Raw genomic sequence first — 20903 nt, 5'->3', positions numbered from 1 at the left:
CACCGTGCGGCCAAACAGGTTGTTGCTTTGGCATCGGCCGGTTCTGTCATGGCTACCCTCTGGGCGGAGGCAGTAGAACGTGTTACAGTTCTACCAACTAGACACCTGTCCAGGAGGCTTTTGATGGAGTTCGGGATCGTACAGTTCACCAGTGACCGTGGGCTGAAGCCACACATCCTGGCACCGCTGATCGAGGAGGCGGGATTCGCCTCGTACTACGTACCGGAGCACGGGCACATCCCGACGCGCCGTGACGCCGCGCACCCGCAGACCGGTGACTCGTCGCTGCCCGACGACCGGTACATGCGCACCCTCGATCCGTGGACCACCCTCGCCGCGGCGGCCGCGGTCACCGAGCGGATCCGGCTGGCCACCGCGGTGGCGCTGCCCGTGCAGTCCGACCCCATCACGCTCGCCAAAACCCTTGCGACGCTGGATCACATCTCCGGTGGCCGGGTGACCCTCGGTGTCGGCTTCGGCTGGAACCTGGACGAGCTCGGCGATCACAACGTGCCGCCGGGCCGCCGTCGCACCATGCTGCGCGAGTACCTGGAGGCGATGCGTGCGCTGTGGACCGACGAAGAAGCCGAATACCACGGCGAATTCGTCGATTTCGGTACCAGCTGGGCCTGGCCCAAGCCGCCGCAGGGCCTGATCCCCACCCTCGTCGGAGCCGCCGGCAACGAGAAGAACTTCAAGTGGATCGCCCGCAGCGCCGACGGCTGGATCACCACTCCCGGCGAGGCCGACATCGAGGGTTCGGTGGAACTGCTCAAGAAGACCTGGGCCGAGGCCGGCCGCGAGGGTGACCCGCAGATCGTCGTCCTCGACTTCCGTCCGGACCCCGAGAAACTGGAACGCTGGCGCGAGATCGGCGTCACCACAGTCCTTTACGGCCTGCCCGATGATTCGGTGGAGAAGGCGAGCGCCTACCTGGCCAAGCTCGCCGGAAAGCTCGGCATCGCCCCCGCGGTCGTCTGACACGGACAAGAACCGCCCCGTGCACCGGCATCGACGGATATCGACACCGATGAAGCCCGGTGGGGCGGTTCTATCCCGGGTCGCAGGTGAGGGCCGGCATCACGTAACGATGGATGTGGCGCGCGACGGCCGCGGGTCATCCGGGCTGGGCGATTACGTGATGTAGACAACTTTGTGAATCTGTCTAGGAGAAGGGCACGGGTGTGGCGCGAGACCTACCCACGGTCGCGATCATCGGGGCCGGAATCAGCGGGCTGACGTCCGCGAAACAACTCAAGGACTACGGGGTCCCGTACGTCTGCTTCGAATCGTCCGACCGCATCGGCGGCAACTGGGCGTTCGGCAATCCCAACGGGCACAGCAGCGCCTACCGTTCGCTGCACATCGACACCTCCAAATACCGGCTGTCGTTCCGGGATTTCCCGATGCCCGACGAATATCCGGACTTCCCGCATCACACCCAGATCAAGGCCTACCTCGATTCGTATGCCGAGGCATTCGGGCTGCTGGAGAACATCGAATTCCGCAACGGTGTGGTGCACGCTGAACGACTGCCGGACGGCGGGTGGGAGCTGACCACCCAGCGCGGCGAGACCAGGCGGTTCGACCTGCTGGTGGTGGCCAACGGGCACCACTGGGATCCCCGGATGCCCGACTTCCCTGGCGAATTCAACGGCATCGAGATGCATGTGCACAGCTACATCGATCCGCGCACCCCGTACGAATTCTTCGACAAACGCATCCTCGTGGTGGGTCTGGGCAACAGTGCCGCCGATATCGCGGTCGAATTGTCGTCGAAGGCGCTGGGAAACACCCTCACCCTGTCGACGCGGTCGGGGGCGTGGATCGTGCCCAAGTACTACGGCAGCGTGCCCGCCGACAAGCTGTACCGCACCTTCCCGCACATCCCTCTGGCCTGGCAGCGCAAGGTGCTGCAGACGATGATCCCGATGGTGGGCCGGCCCGAGGACTTCGGCCTGCCCAAGCCCAATCACAAGTTCTTCGAGGCACATCCCACCCAATCGGTGGAACTGCCGTTCCGGCTCGGTGCCGGCGATGTGATCCCCAAACCCAATGTCACCCGGCTGGACGGCGACACAGTGCATTTCGAGGACGGCACGCAGGCCGACTTCGACATCATCATCTACGCCACCGGCTACAACATCACCTTCCCCTTCTTCGATCCGGACTTCATCAGCGCCCCGGACAACAAGATCGACCTGTACAAGCGGATGTTCTACCCCGGTATCGACGACCTGATCTTCCACGGATTCGCGCAGGCCACCCCCACGCTGTTCCCGTTCGTCGAATGCCAGGCGCGGCTGATCGGCGCCTACGCGGTGGGCAAGTACGCCCTGCCGCCGGTCGACGAGATGCGCGCCGACATCGCCGCCGACGACGCGCACGACCGCGGCCACATGCAGAAGTCGGCCCGGCACACCCAGCAGCTCGACTACTTCCTGTACGAGCACAAGATGCGCACCAAGGAACTGCCCGCCGGTTATGAACGGGCACGCACCATGGGGCCACCGACGTGGGCGCATGTGGCCGCCGAACCGGAGATGGCGGGGGAGCAGGCATGAGCGGCACGATGACCGGAGCCACGACGCAGAGCGCGGTGCCGCGCGGGGCGGTTTCCCTGCGTTTCGATTCCGCCGGAACCGAATGCGATGCCTGGTACTTCGAGGGGGCGAAGCGGTCGCCGTTCGACGTCGGCGGCAGACGGCCCGTGGTGGTGATGGCGCACGGCTTTGCCGGTACCAAGGATTCGGGTCTCGCGCCGTTCGCGCAGCGTTTCGCCGATGCGGGCCTGGCGGTGTTCGTCTTCGACTACCGTGGCTTCGGCCGTTCGGAAGGTGCTCCCCGCCAACGGGTGTCGATGGCCGGTCAGGCCGTCGACTACACCTCGGCGATCGATGCGGCGGCCACCCTACCGGGTGTCGACCCCCGGCGCATCATCCTGTGGGGGGTATCGCTCGGCGCCGGCCTGGTGCTCAAGGCGGCCCCGCGCCGCGGGGACATCGCCGCCGTGATCGCGGTGGTGCCGCTGGTCAACGGGATCGCTGCCGGCAACCACGCCCGCAGCCACGTGAGCGGTGCCGGGATGGCGCGGTCGGCGGTGGCCGCCATCGGCAGCACCGTGGCGGCCAAGATCGGCCGGTCGCCCATGATGATGCGGGTCGTCGGCTATCCCGGTGACACCGACGCGGCGCTGAGCGCGCCCGGCTTCTTCGAAAGGTACCGGGCCATCGCCGGACCCACCTGGCGCAACGAGATCGACGCCGCCATCGGCATGGAGATCGGTTCGTTCAAGGTGGGCAAGGAGGTCGGCGACATCGACGCGCCGGTGCTGTTTCAGATCGCCGACTTCGATTCCGGCGCACCGCCGGAGGCCGCGGCCAAGGTGGCGTTCACCGCGCGCGCCGAGGTCCGGCACTACCCGTGCGACCACTTCGACGTCTTCGCCGGCAACGACTGGCACGAGGCCACCGTGCAACACGAGATCGACTTCCTGACAAGGCATCTGACGAAACCTGAGAGGGCGGCGCAATGACCCCGGTCACGATCACCGACCACGCGAAGGTCCGGACCCTCACCTTCAATCGGCCCGAGAGCCTGAACGCCTTCAACGAGGCGATGTGCGACGCGGTGACGGTCGCACTGCTCGATGCCGCAGCCGATCCGGAGGTGTCGGTGGTGCTCATCACCGGTGCCGGCCGGGCCTTCAGCGCGGGCGTCGACCTGAACGAATTCACCGTCCGGGCAACCGATCCCGACTCGTTCACGCCCGGTGAGTACGGTTTCAGCGGTCTCATCGACGCGCTCATCGACTTTCCCAAACCGCTGATCTGCGCGGTCAACGGTGTCGGGGTGGGCATCGGCACCACGATCCTGGGCTTCGCCGATCTCGCATTCATGTCGTCCACGGCGCGGCTCAAGTGTCCGTTCAGCAGTCTCGGCGTGCCGCCGGAGGCGTCGTCGTCGTATCTGCTGCCCACGCTCATCGGCAGGCAGAACGCGGCGTGGGTGCTGATGAGTTCGGAATGGATCTCCGCGGCCGAGGCCCGGCAGATGGGCCTGGTGTTCGAGGTGTGCGAACCGGACGAGTTGCTCGCCGAGGCCACTCGCCGCGCCGAACTGCTTGCGTCGCGCTCGCTCACCTCGCTCATGGCTGTCAAACACACCATGGTCGAACCGAATCGGCAGCAGATGCGGGAGGCGAAAGTCCGTGAAGGGGAGCTGTTCACCCGGCTGATGGGTGCGGGCGACAACGCCGACGCGCTCGCCGAGTACGCGGGCAGAAAGGGCTGACCTCCCGATGAACACGCCGGCCCAGAACTTCAACCTGTCCGAGGTGATCGCGTCGATCGCCCGCGCTGTCGGTGACCGCGAGTTCCTGGTGTGGCGCGACCGGCGCCTGACCTATCGCCAATTTGACGACAGGGCAACGGGGTTCGCCCGATTCCTGGTGTCGGCGGGGCTGGGGGCGCACACCGAGCGCGAGAGCCTGGCCGGCCATGAATCCGGTCAGGACCACCTCGCGCTGTACCTGCGCAACGGCAATGAATACCCCGAGGCGATGGTGGGTGCCTACCGGGCGCGGGTGGCACCGTTCAACTGCAGCTTCCGCTACGTCGAGGACGAATTGGTCTACCTCCTCGACAATTCCGGTGCCACCGCGATCGTGTACAACGCGGAGTTCGCGCCGCGGGTGGCGGCGATCCGCGACCGGCTGCCGGCGCTGCGCGTGTTCATCCAGGTCGCCGACGACAGTGGCAACGACCTGATCGACGGCGCCGTCGACTACGAAACCATCCTGGGCACAACAGAACCCGACGGTGGGTTGCCCGAACCGTCGGGAGATGACCTCTATATCCTCTACACCGGCGGCACCACCGGGATGCCCAAAGGTGTGCTGTGGCGCCAGCACGACGTCTTCCTCGGCGCGATGGGTGGCCGCCCGTTCGGCAGCCCCGACGCATTCGAGAGCTACGACGCGGTTGCGGTACAGGCGAGTTCGGTGCAGGAGCCGGGTGCCGCGCTGATCATCGCGCCGTTCATGCACGGCGCCGCGCAGTGGGCCACCTTCAACCTCGCGACGATGAGCGCCCGGATCGTGCTGACCGACCGTGTCGACGGATTCGACGCGGCCGAGACGCTGCGGCTCATCGAACGCGAAAAGGTGGGCACCGTGGCGATCGTCGGCGACGCGATGGCCCGGCCACTGATCGACGAGATCGGCAGGGGCACCTACGATCTGTCGAGCTGGATGGTGATCACCAACGGCGGCGCGCAACTGTCGCCCGCGGTTCGCGAACGGTTGCTCGAGGCGCTGCCGCACGCGCTCGTCCTCGACGCGGTGGGCTCGTCGGAGTCGGGGATCCAGAACAGCACGATGGTCACCAAGGGCGCGGACGCACCCACCGCGGTGTTCGCTCCGACAGCCGAATCCGGTGTCGTCGCCGAGGATTTCTCGCGGGTGCTGCAACCGGGTGACACCGGGCTCGGCTGGCTGGCCCGCAGCGGCAGCATCCCGCTCGGCTATCTCGGCGACGCCGCCAAGACAGCGAAGACGTTCCCGATCATCGACGGCGTGCGCTGGTCGGTGCCCGGCGACCGCGCCAACCTGCTCCCCGACGGCCGCATCGAACTGCTCGGCCGCGACTCCAACACCATCAACTCCGGCGGCGAGAAGATCTTCGTCGAGGAGGTCGAACGCGCCATCGCCGCCCACCCCTCGGTGGCCGATGTGCTTGTAGTGGGCCGGGATTCGGACCGGTGGGGCAGCGAGGTGGTGGCGATCGTCGAACTCGTCGAAGGTGAGTCCGCCGATGCCGGTCAGCTTCGCGAGGTGTGCCGCACCGCGATCGCGTCGTACAAGATCCCCAAGGAGTTCCTGTTCACCGACGCGATCGTGCGCTCGCCCGCGGGCAAGGCGGATTACCGCTGGGCCAAGCGGTACGCGACCGGCGACGCGTAGAACAGCCGCGCCGCCGGAGCGTGTCCGGTTACCGGGCCGCCAGCGGGGCGCCCACCTCACCGCTGTCGCGCCGCAGCACCCGCAGCGAACCCTCCACGCGGACCTCGGTGAACTGGCCGGTCGCCAGGGCCTGACAGTAGATTTCGTACGGGGGACGGCCACCGTCGGCGGGGTCGGGGAACACGTCGTGGATCAGCAGCGCACCGCCGATCCGCACCCACGGCGCCCAGCCGTCGAGGTCGTTCTGGGCGGCCGCCATGCTGTGCCCGCCGTCGATGAACACGAAGTCGGCCGCTTTGCCCCACGCGCGGGCGGCCGTCGTCGACGGGGCGAGCATTCCGATCACCGTCTGCTCCAGGCCGGCGTCGAACATGGTGCGGCGGAAGCGTGCCGACGTGTCCAGGGTGCCGCTGTGCGGGTCGACCAGGGTGGGATCGTGGTACTCCCAGCCGGGCTGATGCTCCTCGGAACCACGGTGGTGGTCGACGGTCACCAGCACCGCACCCGCGGCCTCGGCGGCCGACCCGAGGAATACCGTCGACTTACCGCAGTAGGTGCCGATCTCGACACCCACCTTCGTCGAATCGGGTTGTGCCAGATACTCACCCGCGATCTCGAACAGGGTCTGTGCCTCGTCGAGGGGCATGAAGCCGGGCGTCTCGGCGGCGACGGCCAGACGTTCGGGAGAAGGGGACAGGGCCGAAGATGCGGTCATCAGTCGATCGTAGCTATGGGCGTGATCACACAGCGTAGGGTGGGTCAGATGAAGGCGCAGCTGCTCAAGGAAGAGTCCGGGCCCGGCGGGCTGTCACTGACCGAGGTTCCCGACCTTGTGCCCGGACCCGGCCAGTTGCTCGTGGACATCAAGTCGTGCGGGGTGTGCTTTCCCGATCTGCTGATCTCCCAGGGCAAGTACCAGATCCGCCCGCCGCTGCCGTTCATCCCCGGCACCGAGGTCGCCGGCGTCGTCCGCGAGGCACCCGACGGCGGGCAGTACCAGGCGGGCGACAAGGTGCTGGTCACCCCGATGGTCGGCGGGTTCGCCGAACAGATCCTCGTCACCCCGGAGATGCTGCTGCCGATGCCCGAGGGTCTGACCTTCGACGAGGGTGCCGCGCTCGGTATCAACTTCCAGACCGCCGTGTTCGCGCTCAAGATGCGGGCCCAGACCGCACCCGGTGAGGTGGTGGGCGTGCTCGGCGCCGCCGGTGGTATCGGTGTGGCCTCCATCCTGGTGGCCAAGGCGATGGGCGCGCAGGTGGTGGCCATCGTGCACCGCACCGGCGCCACCGATCTGCTGAAAAGCCTTGGCGCCGACCACGTCGTGCAACTCACCGACGGGTGGGGCGAGAAGCTGAGGGAGGTCGCGCCCGAGGGTGTCGACGTGATGATCGACCCGTCCGGCGGCGACGTGTTCGACGAGGCGCTGCGGCAGGTGGCCCCCGACGGTCGCTACGTGGTGGTCGGTTTCGCCGCCGGTGGCATCCCCACCGTCAAACTCAACCGGGTGCTGTTCCGCAACGTCGCGATCGTCGGCGCCGCGTGGGGGGAGTACCTGCGCACCCACCCGAACGACAACATCCCGGGCCTCATCCACGACGAGATCACCGAGATGATCGGCGCCGGGCTGCGTCCGCCGGTCACCGCCACCTACCCGCTCGCCGACACGGGGCAGGCGTTGACGGATATGGCCGACGGGAAGATCCTGGGTAAGGCGGTCATCCAGATCGCGGACTGAGGCAGCCAATCGATCCCGGGAGCCGACGATCATGTGCCGAAACATCACCGAACTGCGCGGCCTGCAACCGCCGGCCACCGAGGACGAGGTGGCGGCCGCGGCGCGGCAGTACATCCGCAAGGTGAGCGGGATCCGGCAGCCGTCGGCCGCCACCGAGGCCGCGTTCGAGGAGGCCGTCGCGACGGTCGCCGCGGCCACCCGCGAACTGCTCGGGGTGCTGCCGCAGCGCAGGCAGCCACCCAAGACGGTGCCGCCGCTGCGCCGCCCCGAGGTCATCGCGCGGATGGCGCGCTGACACCCGCTTTCGGCACGCGTGCCGAAAAGGCTCGGTGCGCGGGAGGCCACTGGGTAGGGTGCCAATGGTGCGAACCTCTCAGATCGCTACCCCCGTCCGGTTTCTGGCCGTCCTGGCGGTCATGCTGCTGACAGCGCTTCTCGCGCTCGTCGCGGTGCCGCCGCCGGCGGCGCACGCCGCACCCGACAACTGCACCCCGCCCGGGCTGTCGTCGGCGTCGGCGGCGCCGGTGAACCTGGCCGCGGCCGACGAGGGCGGGGAGGACAAATACACCACCCCGAACACCACGCCGGTCGACCAGCTCGACGTCGGTGCGCTGGAGCTGATCAAGCCGGGCACCATCTCGGTGGGCACCCTCTCCGACGCCGGGCCGAGTATCTGCGTCAACCGCAAGGGCGTGTTCACCGGCTTCGACAACGAGTTGCTCAAGGCTGTTGCCGCCAAGATCGGTCTGAAGATCACGTTCTCCGGCACCGAATTCGCGGGTCTGCTCTCGCAGGTGGCCAACAATCGCTTCGACGTCGGGTCGTCGTCGATCACGACCACCGACGAACGCCGGCAGACCGTCGACTTCACCAACGGCTACGACTTCGGCTACTTCTCGCTGGTCGCCGCTCCCGACGCCAAGGCCACCAGCTTCTCCGACCTCGGCCCCGGCCAGCGGATCGGCGTGGTGCAGGGCACCGTGCAGGACGACTACGTGGTCAACACGCTCAAGCTCGACCCGGTGAAGTTCCCCGACTACGCCACCGCCTACGCCAACCTCAAGACCGGGCAGATCGACTCCTGGGTGGCGCCATCGCAACAGGCCGAGGGCGCGGTGCGCCCGGGCGACGGGGTGAAGATCACCGAGAACACCTTCAGCGTCAACAACTTCGTCGCCTGGGCCGTCGGCAAGAACAAGCCGAAGCTGGTGGCCGCGCTCAACTCCGGGCTCGATGCGATCATCGCCGACGGCACCTACGCCAAGCTGTACACCGACTGGGTACCGCGCGAGTTGCCCGGAGGGTGGAAACCCGGCTCCAAGGCGGCAGCGGCGCCCAAGCTGCCCGACATCGCCGCGATCGCCCGCGACAACGGCACCCGGACCGAGGACGCGAGCATCGTCCGCAAGGGCACCCTCGCGCAGCTCGGTGACACATTCTTCAAGTGGGACCTGTACAAGGAATCGTTCCCGGACCTGTTCAAGACGGGCCTGCCCAACACGTTGCTGCTGGCACTGGTCTCGGGTGTGCTGGGCACGTTCCTCGGTCTGTTGCTGGCCGTGGCCGGGATCTCCCGATCCCGCTGGTTGCGCTGGCCCGCCCGCATCTACACCGACATCTTCCGCGGCCTGCCCGCCGTCGTCGTGATCCTGATCGTCGGCCTCGGTATCGGGCCGGTGGTCAGCGACATCACCGGCAACAACCCGTACTGGCTGGGCGCGGTGGCGCTGGCGCTGCTCGCGGCCGCCTACATCGGCGAGATCTTCCGCTCCGGCATCCAGAGCGTGGAGGCCGGGCAGCTGGAGGCCTCCCGGGCGATCGGATTCTCCTACGGGCAGTCGATGCGGCTGGTGGTGATCCCGCAGGGCGTGCGAAGAGTGCTGCCGGCGTTGATGAATCAGTTCATCAGCCTGATCAAGGACAGCTCGCTGGTGTACTTCCTGGGTCTGCTGGCCAGCCAGCGCGAACTGTTCGCCGTCGGCCGCGACCTGAACGCGCAGACCGGCAACCTGTCGCCGCTGGTGGCCGCGGGTCTGGTGTACCTGCTGCTCACCATCCCGCTGACCCATCTGGTCAACTACATCGACCACCGGCTGCGCACCGGACGTCCCGCGCCCGTGGAGGCCGATCCCGAACCGCTGGTGACCAGCGACGGGGTGGTACCCGAGCCGCCCAACAAGCCGTAGATACTTCTCGTCGGACCCGGAAGGGACACTGTGTCAACCACATCCACCACCACAGAGGCGGTCGCGGACACCGGGGCGGTGTCGCTGACCGGAACCGGGCTGCACCTGGCGTTCGGCAACAACAAGGTACTCAAGGGCGTCGACATCCACGTCGAGGCCGCCACCACGACCACGGTCATCGGCCCGTCGGGATCGGGCAAGTCGACGCTGTTGCGGGTGCTCAACCGGCTGCACGAACCCGACAGCGGCGACATCCTGCTCGACGGCCGGTCGGTGCTCCGGGACAATCCCGACGACCTGCGCAAACGCATCGGGATGGTGTTCCAGCACTTCAACCTGTTCCCGCACAAGACCGTCGCCGACAACATCGCGCTCGGCCCCCGCAAACTCAAGGGCCTGAGCAAGGAGGAGGCGCGGGCCGTCGCGATGCGTCAGCTCGAGCTCGTCGGGCTGGCGCACAAGGCCGACGCCCGTCCGGCCAATCTGTCGGGCGGTCAGCGGCAGCGGGTGGCCATCGCGCGGGCGCTCGCGATGGAACCGCAGGTGATGTTCTTCGACGAGGCCACCTCGGCCCTGGACCCCGAACTGGTCAAGGGCGTGCTGGCGCTGATGACCGACCTCGCCTCGGGCGGTATGACGATGGTCGTGGTGACCCACGAGATGGGTTATGCCCGGAACGTGTCCGACAACGTGGTGTTCATGGATCAGGGGGTGGTGGTGGAGACCGGCGAACCGGAACAGATCTTCACCGCCGCCGAATCCGAGCGCCTGCGGACGTTCCTGTCGCAGGTCCTCTGACCCGGCCCAGCGACCCCGGCTCAGGTTGTGGCGAGCGCCTTCAGCGCGGTGTCGGCGTGCGTGTTCATGTTGATCTCGTTGCGCACGGCCGCCACGATCACCCCGTCGGCCCCGATGGCGAAGGTGGCCCGCTGATTCGGCAGGAACCCGACGCGCCGGCTCACCCCGTAGGTCTTGGCGATCGACTTGTCGGCGTCCGAGAGCAGCGGGTAACCCAGGCTGAAGGTGTTGTCGAAGGTCTTCTGCTTGGCGACGGCGTCGGCGCTGATGCCCAGGATCCGCACCCCGGCGGCGGTGAACTCGCCGACGATGTCCCGGAAGTGGCAGGCCTCCTTGGTGCATCCCGGGGTCAGTGCCGCCGGATAGAAGAACAACACCGCCGGCCCCTGCGCCAGCACGTCCGACAGCGTGACCGGATTGCCGTCCTGGTCGGGGAGTGTGAAGTCGGGTGCGGCGTCGCCGGTGTTCAGCACGGTTGCTCCTGAGGGGTGGGGAGGGGCAGATCGGGTACCACCGCCACCTTAGCCCGAACTGCCCGCGCTGCCGTCGACGCTGGTCAGGGGGCGCGCGTTGGACTCCTTGGGCAGGATGAACACGCCCTCGGCGATGACGGTGTCACCGTGCTGGTCGGCGATGGAGCCCTGCACGATCTTCTTGCGGCCCGAACGTTCGGTGACCTTCGCGGTCGCCGTGAGCGGGGTGAACAGCAGGGTCGGTCGCAGGAAGCGCACCGTGATGGTGCCGGTGTAGGCGGCCTTCTCGTCGCGGGCGGCGGCCGAGCCGAGGATCGCGTCGAGCACCATCATGGAGATGCCGCCGTGCACACAGCCGGGAGGGCCTTCGTACGGCGCGCCGAGGGTGAACTCGGCGCGCGAACCGCCCTCCGGCGGATAGCTGAGGGTGAGCGGCGGCGCAATCCCATTGGCGAGCCCGATCACGGCGTTTCCCCAGGCCATGCCCACGCCATTGGAGTTGTACCGCACGCCGAACGCGCCGTCGATCTGCTTGGTGCGCAGGGTGGCGGCGAGCTCGGAGATCTGCGTGGTGGTCTCGCGGATGGTGTCGTCATCGACCTCGGTGCGGATGGCCGCGTCGATGAGTTCGCGGACCGCGGCGCCGAGCGGTCCGTACAGACCCGCGAGGCGGCGGATCTCGTCGTCCGGCAGATCATGAAGTTCGAAGTCCATACGGTAAGCCTATCTATAATGGTCCGGCATGGTGATATGGGTCTGGTGACCAAGTTCCAGGTAACACCAGAACTGTAACGTGTTCTAATTTAGGATGTAGTGACATCAAGGTCGGCTGTACCGACGGAGATCGCGGCAGGTGATCGCCAGGGGGAGCGCCGCGACAGGCGTGGAGGAGTACGAGGGAAGATGACCGAGGAAGCGGCAGACAAGGTTGACAAGCCAGCCAAGGCTGAGAAGGCCAGGACCGACGAGCCCCGGACCGATCTGGTGGCTCGCGACGAGGACTGGGTCAAACGGGTCCTGCCGCTGCTGCGGCTGATCGCCAAGACCTACTTCCGGTCCGAGGTCACCGGCATGGACAAGGTGCCCGATGGTGGTGCGCTGCTGGTGTCCAACCACTCTGGCGGCATGATGGCCTTCGACGTCCCGGTGATCGGCGTGGCCTTCGCCGACCAGTTCGGCGAGGACCGGCCGCTCTACACCCTGGCCCACGATCTGGTGTTCACCGGACCCGGCAAGGACATCTTCGGCAAGGTCGGCTTCCTGCCGGCCCACCCCAAGAACGCGGTCCGGGCACTCAAGGAGGGTGCGGCCACCCTGGTGTTCCCTGGCGGCACCTGGGACGCGATGCGGCCCACCTCGCAGATGGCCAACATCGACTTCGGCGGCCGCACCGGCTACGTCAAGACCGCGATCAAGGCAGGGGTGCCGATCGTGCCGATCGTGACCATCGGCGGTCAGGAGACACAGTGGTTCATCAACCGCGGTGACACCCTGGCCAAGCTGCTGCGCCTGGACAAGCTGATCCGCGCCGACAGCGCCCCGTTCATCCTCGGCTTCCCGTTCGGGCTGAGCCTGGGGGCCTCGCTGAACATCCCGCTGCCGTCCAAGCTGGTCACCCGCGTCCTCGACCCGGTGCACATCACCGACGAGTTCGGCGCCGACCCCGACATCGACGTGGTCGACGCGGAGATCCGCAAACGCATGCAACAGGCCCTCGACGAGCTCGCGGCCGACCGCCGGTTCCCCATACTGGGCTGACCGAGACACGAGAGACACGAAGGTTCGACGAGAGGCGATGGTGAGGCGGGGAATGGACATCAGCGGTGTGGTGGGCGTGGTGCGGAGCCGGATCGCGGCCCTGATCTGGGTGGTCCGCGAACTGGTCAGCAGCGGATTCCTCACGGTGCTGCGGCCCGACAGGTACGCCCGGATGGGGCTGGCGATGCGCAGGCACGGCGGTGCGTCGCCGGTCAGCGGCATCGGCCTGGCCGCCGCCCGCAACCCGGACGGCACCGCGATCATCGACGAGGCCGGACCGGTCACCTGGGGTGAACTCGACCGGCGGGCCGACGCCCTCGCCGCGGCACTGGCCGCGATGCCGGGCGTGGAGACCGTGGCCATCATGTGTCGCAACCACCGCGGTCTGGTCGAGTCGATCGCCGCGGTATCGCGGCTCGGTGCCGACTCGGTGCTGCTCAACACGGGTTTCGCCGCGCCGCAGCTCGCGGACGTCCTGGCCCGGGAACAGGCCGACGTGCTCATCGCCGACGACGAGTTCGACGCACTGCTCGGCCCGGCCGTCGAACGTCTGCCCGGCCTGCGGGTGGTGCGGGCCTGGGTCGAGGATCCCGCCGCCGACGCGGCCGGCAAGGAATCACTGGACGGCCTGATCGAGGCGCACTGGGGCCACCGGCCGCGACGCCCGGCGAAGGCGGGCCGTATCGTGCTGCTCACCTCCGGCACCACCGGCACCCCCAAGGGCGCCCGCCGTGGCGGCAGCACCGACGTCTCGTCGCTGGCCGCGATGTTCGAGCGCATCCCGTGGCATGCGGGGGAGTCGACGGTGATCGCCGCCCCGATCTTCCACGCCTGGGGATTCGGCCAGATGGCCATCTCCTCGACCATGACCTGCACGATGATCATGGCCCGCCGCTTCGACCCGCAGGGCACCCTCGACCTGGTGCGCAAGCATTCGGCCACCGGGCTGGCGGTGGTGCCGGTGATGCTCGAGCGCATCATCGACCTGCCCGACGAGGTGCTCGACACCCGGCCGATGCCGTCGCTGCGCTTCGTCACCGCCAGCGGCTCGCGGATGCGCACCGAGGCGCTGCTGGCATTCATGGACCGCTACGGCGACATCGTCTACAACAGCTATAACGCCACCGAGGCCGGGCTGATCAGCACCGCCACCCCGGCCGACATGCGCATCGCGCCCGAGACGGCAGGCCGCCCGCTCACCGGCACCCATGTGCGGATCCTCGACGACGACGATCGTGAGCTCGGCACCGACGAGATCGGCCGGATCGTGGTGGAGAGCAATTCCGGTTTCGACGGCTATACCTCCTCCGACACCAAGGCGTACGCCGGCAACCACATGGTCTCCGGAGATGTGGGCCGCATCGACAGCCACGGCCTGCTGTTCGTGGTCGGCCGCGACGACGAGATGATCGTCTCCGGCGGCGAGAACGTCTACCCGCAGGAGGTCGAGGAGGTCCTCGGCGCCTACCCGGGCGTGGGTGAGGTGGCGGTGATCGGTGTCGATGACGAGAAGTTCGGCCAGCGGCTCGCCGCGTACGTCGTGCCCCGTCCCGGCGCGGAACTCGATGAGGCCGACCTCAAACAGCACGTCAAAGCGCAGCTCGCCGGCTACAAGGTGCCGCGCGAGGTGCACTTCCTCGACGAGTTGCCCCGCAACGCGACCGGCAAGGTGCTCAAACGTGCGCTCGGCGGCCCGCCGGCGGGTGGCCCGGAAGTGAAAGTGGGTTAGCGACAATGGAGTTCCGGCATTACCCGGCACCGAGATCAGGGTGGGAGTGGACATGGAACGGCTGAGCGGGCCCGACGCCCTCATGCTGAACATGGAGACGCGCACGACGCCGATGCACACGCTCAAGATCGCGGTCATCGACACCTCGCGCCGCGGTGCGCCCGTCACCCTGGACGAGCTCGTCGACGTCCTGCCCCGGTATCTGGGCAGGTTCCCGCGTGCCACCCAGCATCTCGAACGCCTGCCCGCCTATCAGGCTCGTCCGTTCTGGGTGCGCGACAAGGACTTCGACGTCCGCAACCATCTCGATGAGGTCACCCTGTCCGCACCGGGCGGCCGTGCCGAACTCGACGCGGTGCTCGCCGCACTGGCCGTCAAGCAACTCGACCGGCACCGGCCGCTGTGGGCGCTGACCCTCGTGCACGGGGTCACCGGCGGCCGGCAGGCGGTGGTGGTGCGGGTCCACCACGCGGTGGCCGACGGCCTGGCCGCGCTCAACACGTTCATGGGCGCCACATCCGAGGAGGGCGGGGTGATCGAACCCGCGCCCATCGACCCCACCTCCGCCCCGGCCGACCGGCGGGTGCTCGGCAAGATGGCGCGCGCGGAATCGGGACGTCTGTTCCGGGCAATCCCGGGGATGGTCGGTGGCTTCGCCCGGGCGGCAAAGATCAAGAGCAACACCCCCACCCTGCCCAAGCCGTTGACGGTGCCGCGCAACAGTTTCAACACTCCGAGTGGTGCGGTGCGGGTCTGTGCCAGCGGCGAGATCCCGCTGGCCGCGGTGCAGAAGATCGCGGTGGCCACCGAGACCACCGTGAACGGTGCGTTGCACGGGGTGATCGCCGGGGCGATGCGCGCCGAACTGCTGTCGCGCGGTGAGGATCCGGGTGCGCAGGTCAGCGTGTTCGGGGTGTGCAAGGACATCACCTCGCCCCGGACCTGGGGTAACGAGATCGCCACCGCCGCAGCGTACCTGCGTGCCGACCTGGACGATCCGGTGGAGCGCGTGAAGGAGACGGCCACCAGTTGCGGTGAGGCCGTCGCCTACCGCCGGCAGGTCGGTTTCGAACTGACCGAGAAGACATCGGCCTACACCGGCCGGCTCGGACCGGTGTTCCGGATCCTCGCGGCGCACCGGATGCCGCGGGTGATGAACAACATCACCACCGCGAACATGCCGGGCCCGAAGAAGACCCGCTGGGTCGGCGACATCGAGGTCGTCGACTGGGTGTCGTTTGCGCTGGCGATCGCGCCCGCCGATGTGAACCTGACCGCGTACAGCTACGCGGGCCGCATCACGATGGGTCTGGTGTCGACTCCCGAGTCGATGCCCGATCCGCACAGTTTCCTTGAGCGCGTTCATGATTCGCTCAACGAAGTATCCCGGGCACTGGGCCTGCCGGAGAGTCCGCGCCGTGACTGGCTTGACACAGCGTGGCTCGCCGGCACCGGGTCCGATGGCCGGAAGGTTGAGGAAAAGCATTGAAAAGCTGGGAAACCGGGTTCAGCCGGGCCTACATGTTCGCCGAGGTGGTGCCCCGGTCGCTGCGCAGCGCCCGGATCGCACACATCCGCGACACCCGCAGCGGCAGGCCCCGGTCGGGGTGGGGGCCGCGAGCCGTCGGCGAGACCGTCTTCGACGAGTTCTTCATCGCCATCAACTCGGTGCTCCGGGACATCCCGCCCGACGACGCGATCGCCGCGTACGTCGACCGGTGTGCGGCCATCGCCGACGAGTTCGCCGCGCTCGGCGTGCGGGGGGCCAACGAGGATCCCGGGCCGCCGGAGATCATCTCGCGTGAGTCGCGCCGATTCATGGCCACGCCCTACGAGCAGCTCACCTTCCGGGTGGCCGATCCGCTGCCCGCGTCGGTGGCGGCGTTCGATCCGGGTGCCGACGACGAGGCGCAGGCGCGGGTGCTCAGCCACGGTGGCTCCCGACGCCGCTGGCTGATCTGGGTACACGGCGCCGCACAGGGCAGACCCGACGACCTGTTCTCCTTCCGGGCCGCGCACCTGCACCACAACCTGGACTTCGAGATGGTGCTGCCGGTGCTCCCGGCGCACGGCCCGCGCGGTGTGCCGGGCGTGGCGTACCCGGGTTTCGATCCGATCCTCAACGTGCTGATCACGATGCGGGCGGTCGCCGAGATCCGGTCGCTGATCGGCTGGATCGAGACCCACGACCCCATCGACATCACGATCGCCGGCACCTCGCTCGGCGGTCCGATCGCCGCTCTCGTGGCGTCGCTCGATCCGCGGGTGACATCGGTGCTGGCGACGGTCCCGATGCTCGACATGCACCGCACCCTCACCCACCACATGGCCCGCGGCGGGATCCGGGGCAAGCTGATGGCCGACCTGCTGAGCAGCGAACCGGTGCGCACGGTGTCGGCTGTCATGGATCCGCTCAGCGTAGAACCGTTCGCCGAGCCGGACCGGCGAATGGTGATCGCCGCCCTCAACGACCGGATCACCTCGGTCACCGCGGCGCAGCGGCTGCACCAGCACTGGAACGGGCGGGTGCACTGGTATCAGGGCAGTCACGTCGGGTCGGTGTTCGCCGGCGACGTCAAGGCGGTCGCCGACAACTTCCTGCTCGGCCGGCCGTCGCCACCGCCGGCCTGAGCGCGACGAGCAATACAAAATGGCTGCCACGGAGGTTCCGTGGCAGCCATTTTTGTATTTCAGTTGTCAGCGGGAGTGCCGGCCCGGACCGTCGGGGTCCTGCGGGTACTCGCCTTCCGGCGGGAACTGGCCGGGGTAGCTGCCCGGTGCCGGGTAGTTGCCCTGTGCCGGGGGCGGCGTCGGGTAACCGCCGGCGGGCGGCTGCTGCTCATACGGAGCACCGAAATGCTGAGGATTAGGGTTCGGGTACAGGGGCTGGCTCGGCGGCCCTCCCGGTGCGTCGTAACCCGGTCCACCCGGAGGCGGTCCCTGCGGGGCGGCGCCCGGCGGCGGGCCCTGCGGAGCGCCACCGGGGGGCGGGCCCTGCGGAGCGGGCGGGGGAGCGGTGAACCGCTGCGTCGCGCCGGGCGGGATGGGCGGTTCGCCACCGAGCCGGCTCGCGGTCAGTTCGCGTTCGGCGGCGGCCTTCGCCGCGGCTTCCTTCTCTTCGGCTTCCTTCTTGGCGGCCTCTTCGGCTTCCTTCTTGGCGGCGATCTTGCCGTCGGGATCGAGCAGGTCGCGGATCTCGGTGAGCAGCGACACCTCGTCCTGGGTCTCTTCCTCTTCGGGCTTCTTCCGCAGCTGCGAGAGCTTGGTGTACGGCATGATGATGAGGAAGTAGACCACCGCGGCGATGATCAGGAAGTTGATGATCGCGGTCAGCAGCGCGCCGAAGTCCATAAACGTGGCTTCGTTATCACTGATGATCTTGAATCCGAGCGGACAGCTCTGGATCGGTCCGGCGACTGTTCCTTCGGCGGCCTCCGCGGCCGGTGCTGCGGCACCGTCACAGTCCCCGGTGGGGATCGCGGCGAACAGCGGTTCGATGATGCTGGATGTGAAGGCGGTGACGATCGCGGTGAATGCACCGCCGATGATCACTGCGGTCGCCAGCTCGACCACATTGCCTCTGAGTATGAATTCCTTGAATCCCTTGAGCACGGTGGTCCTCTCGTGGTCGATACCTGCTCGTCACTACTTCTGTCAGTGGTACGTCAGTACGGTCGGTCCGTGAGGTCACTGCAACCCTTGTGTCGGGACCCTCGTGACGGGAGCGCACTCCGGTGAAGCCTATCCAGGATGATAAACGAGTGAAAGTAGTTTCATCGGGTCTCGGCGCGTGTCGATCCTTTTCGCTATCCGAATGCCCATATTGCCGCTGGTGAAGATGCGCCTGGTCTGGAAGAAGTACGAGCGTCTGGCCTGCGGATTTCCGGTATGCGCCACCGGTCATCGAATGTGATTGAGATCACCCGGTCAGTGAAGGACGAGCGCCAGTGCCGAATCCAGACCCACCGCCGCGACCCGGTGCGCCGCCTGCTCGTCCATGGCCAGCAGGATCGGAGCCGATGCGGAACCGGCCCCCGACAGCGGACCGGAGGTGGGCGGGACACCGGCGGTGAGCGCCACGATCGCCCCGCGCGCCAGCACCACCGAATCCGGCGACAGCACGTCGACGACATCGCCCTCCCGCAGGATCGAACCGACCGACGCGTCGGCGGGACGCACCGGAACGAGCCTCGCCGTCGGCCGTCCGGTCAGCTGCCGTGGCAGCCGGGTGCTGAGCACGCGGGCGTCGGTCAGGATCTCGCCGGGGCGCACATGGGACACCACGGTCCGGCCCAACCCGTCCGCCGACAGGCGCAGCGCGCCGTCGGGGACCAGTGCGCCGGGAACGCGGCTCACGGACACATCCGCGGCCGACAGCCGGACGCCGGGATGCAGTTCGCGGGCGGCGACCACCACCGCCCGGTCGGTCTCGTCGGCCTGCCCGGTCATGCCGACCCCGACCGCGGTCACCACCAGGACGACCGAGGCGACCCGGCGCACGATGACCGATCGCGTCCACGACGGGCGGGCGAGGTGACGGATGCGGTCGACGAATCGGGGAGCGAGCTGATCGCGGCGCGGCAGGGGCATGAGATCACGCTAAGGGCGGAGAACGCCGGATCCGGCCCGCGCGGCCAATCTGTGGACAACGTTGTGACCTGGGGAAATCGGGGTTGACACGGGCGCGGCGAGTGGCGCCGCGAGACCCGGGGCCGTAATGTTCCGCCCCGGTGTGCCGGGAAGTCTGGTCGGCGAGTGGCCGCGCAGCGCGCTCCGCGCAGCAGTGGAACCGACCGGAAAGGCGGGAGCAACGCCGTGCACCCAGACCCGAATCACCATCCAGAGCGCAACAGCACGGAGGCCGGTAACGGACGCGGCCGGGCCTTGTTCCGGCGCGGAACGTGGCCCGAGTCAGGCCGGGTGGCCGCGATCCTCCGCCGCGAGACGGTCGGCGGCATGCTGGTGCTGGTGGCCGCGCTGGCAGCGGTGGTGCTGGCCAACACCCCCGCTCAGGACGGATACCACCGGTTGATGGCGGCGTCCGTGGGCCCGGTCGCGTTGCACCTGGACCTGACGGTCGCCCAATGGGCCGCCGACGGTCTGCTGGCGCTGTTCTTCTTCGTTGTCGGGCTCGAACTCAAACGTGAGTTCGTCGCGGGCGACCTGCGTGATCCGGCCCGTGCGGCGCTTCCGGTGGTCGCCGCGGTGGGCGGCATGGTCGTCCCCGCTGTCATCTATGTGCTCATCAACGCGCTCACCGGGGCGGACACGCTGCGCGGGTGGGCGATCCCCACGGCCACCGACATCGCCTTCGCGGTGGCCGTGCTCGCGGTCATCGGCAGCCAGCTGCCGTCGGTGCTGCGGACCTTCTTGCTCACGCTCGCCGTGGTCGACGACCTGCTCGCGATCGTCGTCATCGCGGTCTTCTACGCCTCCGGACTCGACTTCGGCGCGCTGTGTCTGGCCCTGATCCCGCTCGCGCTGTTCGCGGCCGCGGTGCGGCGCGGGCTCCGGTCGTGGTGGCTGCTCGTGCCTCTGGGGCTGTGCACGTGGGCGCTGATCCATGCCTCGGGCATCCACGCGACGGTTGCCGGTGTGCTGCTCGGCTTCACCGTGCCGGTCATCCGCCGGACCGATGCCGGCGGCGGGGACTTCTGCATGGCCGACCACTTCGAACACCGGCTGCGGCCGCTGTCGGCGGGTATCGCCGTTCCGGTGTTCGCGTTCTGCGCCGCGGGCGTCACCTTCGGGGGACTGTCCGGGATCCGCGCAGCCCTGACCGACCCGGTGACCCTCGGCGTGCTGTTCGGGCTGCTGGTGGGCAAGGCGGTCGGCATCGTGTCCGCGACCGCGCTGCTGGCGAGGTTCACGAGGGCCTCGCTCGACGACGGGTTGCGTTGGCCCGACGTGTGCGGGATCGGCATCCTCGGCGGCATCGGTTTCACGGTGTCGTTGCTGATCACCGAGCTGGCGTTTCCCGGCGACCACCAGGCGGTCGAACACGCCAAGGTGGGAGTTCTGCTGGGGTCGGTCGGTGCGGCGCTGGTCGCGGCGGCGGTGCTGCGGATGCGCGAACTCGGTTACCGGGAGGCGGCCCGGGTCGAGAGCATCGATGCGGACGGCGACGGCATTCCCGACGTGTACCAGCGGGGCGATTGACGCCTGTGACGGCGATGTACGTCCCGGACGGTTGGCACTCGGAATGAGTGAGTGCCAGTTTCGGTTAGAATACGCGTCGGCAGGTTCTCATCTTCGGAGG

General features: G+C 68.2%; 19 protein-coding genes. 14 read left to right on the top strand and 5 right to left on the bottom strand.

The features are described 5' to 3' along the window. The first annotated feature begins 123 nt into the window (after window positions 1–123). The 5 genes from GOAMR_RS10065 (at window position 124) to GOAMR_RS10045 (ending at window position 5962) form a co-directional block, all read left to right on the top strand. Window positions 124–981, top strand: coding sequence for an LLM class F420-dependent oxidoreductase (locus GOAMR_RS10065; RefSeq protein WP_005186559.1), 858 nt, complete (start codon window positions 124–126; stop codon window positions 979–981). A 203-nt stretch (window positions 982–1184) separates the two neighbouring features. Then, complete coding sequence (locus tag GOAMR_RS10060; protein ID WP_005186557.1) at window positions 1185–2564, top strand: flavin-containing monooxygenase; 1380 nt, start codon at window positions 1185–1187, stop codon at window positions 2562–2564. Beyond that, window positions 2561–3535, top strand: coding sequence for an alpha/beta hydrolase (locus GOAMR_RS10055; RefSeq protein WP_005186554.1), 975 nt, complete (start codon window positions 2561–2563; stop codon window positions 3533–3535). Before GOAMR_RS10060 ends, GOAMR_RS10055 begins: the two co-directional genes overlap by 4 nt. Beyond that, window positions 3532–4293, top strand: a complete 762-nt coding sequence (locus GOAMR_RS10050) for an enoyl-CoA hydratase/isomerase family protein (protein WP_005186552.1) — start codon at window positions 3532–3534, stop codon at window positions 4291–4293. Before GOAMR_RS10055 ends, GOAMR_RS10050 begins: the two co-directional genes overlap by 4 nt. A gap of 7 nt (window positions 4294–4300) precedes the next feature. Next, on the top strand, window positions 4301–5962 hold the full coding sequence (locus GOAMR_RS10045; RefSeq protein ID WP_005186551.1) for an acyl-CoA synthetase: 1662 nt from the start codon (window positions 4301–4303) through the stop codon (window positions 5960–5962). Window positions 5963–5990: 28 nt separating this feature from the next. Here GOAMR_RS10045 and GOAMR_RS10040 read toward each other — a convergent pair whose 3' ends face one another. Then, window positions 5991–6677: a class I SAM-dependent methyltransferase gene (locus GOAMR_RS10040; protein ID WP_005186550.1), complete on the bottom strand. Its 687-nt coding sequence runs from the start codon at window positions 6675–6677 to the stop codon at window positions 5991–5993. A 48-nt stretch (window positions 6678–6725) separates the two neighbouring features. Here GOAMR_RS10040 and GOAMR_RS10035 point away from each other — a divergent pair, with 48 nt between their 5' ends. The 4 genes from GOAMR_RS10035 to GOAMR_RS10020 all read left to right on the top strand — a co-directional run bounded on the left by GOAMR_RS10035 (window position 6726) and on the right by GOAMR_RS10020 (window position 10684). After that, a complete protein-coding gene (locus tag GOAMR_RS10035) occupies window positions 6726–7700 on the top strand; it encodes an NADPH:quinone oxidoreductase family protein (protein WP_040514919.1) in 975 nt (324 codons plus the stop codon). Between the two features lie 31 nt (window positions 7701–7731). After that, complete coding sequence (locus tag GOAMR_RS10030) at window positions 7732–7995, top strand: DUF2277 domain-containing protein (protein WP_005186547.1); 264 nt, start codon at window positions 7732–7734, stop codon at window positions 7993–7995. Between the two features lie 121 nt (window positions 7996–8116). Then, entirely contained in the window at window positions 8117–9886 is a 1770-nt protein-coding gene (locus tag GOAMR_RS10025; RefSeq protein ID WP_083836915.1) for an ABC transporter substrate-binding protein/permease, read from the top strand. 30 nt (window positions 9887–9916) lie between these two features. Then, the gene (locus tag GOAMR_RS10020; RefSeq protein WP_005186542.1) at window positions 9917–10684 is read left to right on the top strand and encodes an amino acid ABC transporter ATP-binding protein; all 768 of its coding nucleotides are present in this window, start codon (window positions 9917–9919) and stop codon (window positions 10682–10684) included. Between the two features lie 20 nt (window positions 10685–10704). Here the strand turns inward: GOAMR_RS10020 and GOAMR_RS10015 are convergent, their stop codons facing one another. Together GOAMR_RS10015 and GOAMR_RS10010 are read right to left on the bottom strand one after the other, a co-directional pair. After that, a complete protein-coding gene (locus tag GOAMR_RS10015) occupies window positions 10705–11157 on the bottom strand; it encodes a peroxiredoxin (protein WP_005186538.1) in 453 nt (150 codons plus the stop codon). 48 nt (window positions 11158–11205) lie between these two features. Then, window positions 11206–11871, bottom strand: coding sequence for a PaaI family thioesterase (locus GOAMR_RS10010; RefSeq protein ID WP_005186536.1), 666 nt, complete (start codon window positions 11869–11871; stop codon window positions 11206–11208). A 189-nt stretch (window positions 11872–12060) separates the two neighbouring features. Here GOAMR_RS10010 and GOAMR_RS10005 point away from each other — a divergent pair, with 189 nt between their 5' ends. From GOAMR_RS10005 to GOAMR_RS09990, 4 genes are read left to right on the top strand one after another with little or no spacing between them, the layout of a single operon-like run. Continuing rightward, window positions 12061–12915, top strand: coding sequence for a lysophospholipid acyltransferase family protein (locus GOAMR_RS10005; RefSeq protein ID WP_005186533.1), 855 nt, complete (start codon window positions 12061–12063; stop codon window positions 12913–12915). A 37-nt stretch (window positions 12916–12952) separates the two neighbouring features. Further along, the gene (locus GOAMR_RS10000) at window positions 12953–14644 is read left to right on the top strand and encodes an AMP-binding protein (protein ID WP_373278771.1); all 1692 of its coding nucleotides are present in this window, start codon (window positions 12953–12955) and stop codon (window positions 14642–14644) included. Between the two features lie 52 nt (window positions 14645–14696). Next, entirely contained in the window at window positions 14697–16133 is a 1437-nt protein-coding gene (locus GOAMR_RS09995) for a wax ester/triacylglycerol synthase domain-containing protein (protein ID WP_005186528.1), read from the top strand. Continuing rightward, window positions 16130–17275: an alpha/beta hydrolase family protein gene (locus tag GOAMR_RS09990; RefSeq protein ID WP_005186521.1), complete on the top strand. Its 1146-nt coding sequence runs from the start codon at window positions 16130–16132 to the stop codon at window positions 17273–17275. The genes GOAMR_RS09995 and GOAMR_RS09990 overlap by 4 nt, the downstream gene beginning before the upstream one ends. Before the next feature lie 66 nt (window positions 17276–17341). Here the strand turns inward: GOAMR_RS09990 and GOAMR_RS09985 are convergent, their stop codons facing one another. Both GOAMR_RS09985 and GOAMR_RS09980 read right to left on the bottom strand, forming a co-directional pair. Continuing rightward, window positions 17342–18256: a large conductance mechanosensitive channel protein MscL gene (locus GOAMR_RS09985; protein ID WP_005186519.1), complete on the bottom strand. Its 915-nt coding sequence runs from the start codon at window positions 18254–18256 to the stop codon at window positions 17342–17344. Window positions 18257–18571: 315 nt separating this feature from the next. Then, the gene (locus GOAMR_RS09980) at window positions 18572–19234 is read right to left on the bottom strand and encodes an SAF domain-containing protein (protein WP_005186516.1); all 663 of its coding nucleotides are present in this window, start codon (window positions 19232–19234) and stop codon (window positions 18572–18574) included. Window positions 19235–19528: 294 nt separating this feature from the next. On the opposite strand from GOAMR_RS09980, the gene nhaA reads away from it, so the two are divergent. Then, window positions 19529–20803: a Na+/H+ antiporter NhaA gene (gene nhaA / locus GOAMR_RS09975; RefSeq protein ID WP_005186512.1), complete on the top strand. Its 1275-nt coding sequence runs from the start codon at window positions 19529–19531 to the stop codon at window positions 20801–20803. Window positions 20804–20903: the final 100 nt, after the last annotated feature.

Origin of the sequence: Gordonia amarae NBRC 15530 (assembly GCF_000241345.1) — a bacterium.
In the GTDB taxonomy this organism is placed as follows: Bacteria; Actinomycetota; Actinomycetes; order Mycobacteriales; family Mycobacteriaceae; genus Gordonia; species Gordonia amarae.
This window is presented reverse-complemented; position numbering and strand designations above follow the sequence as displayed.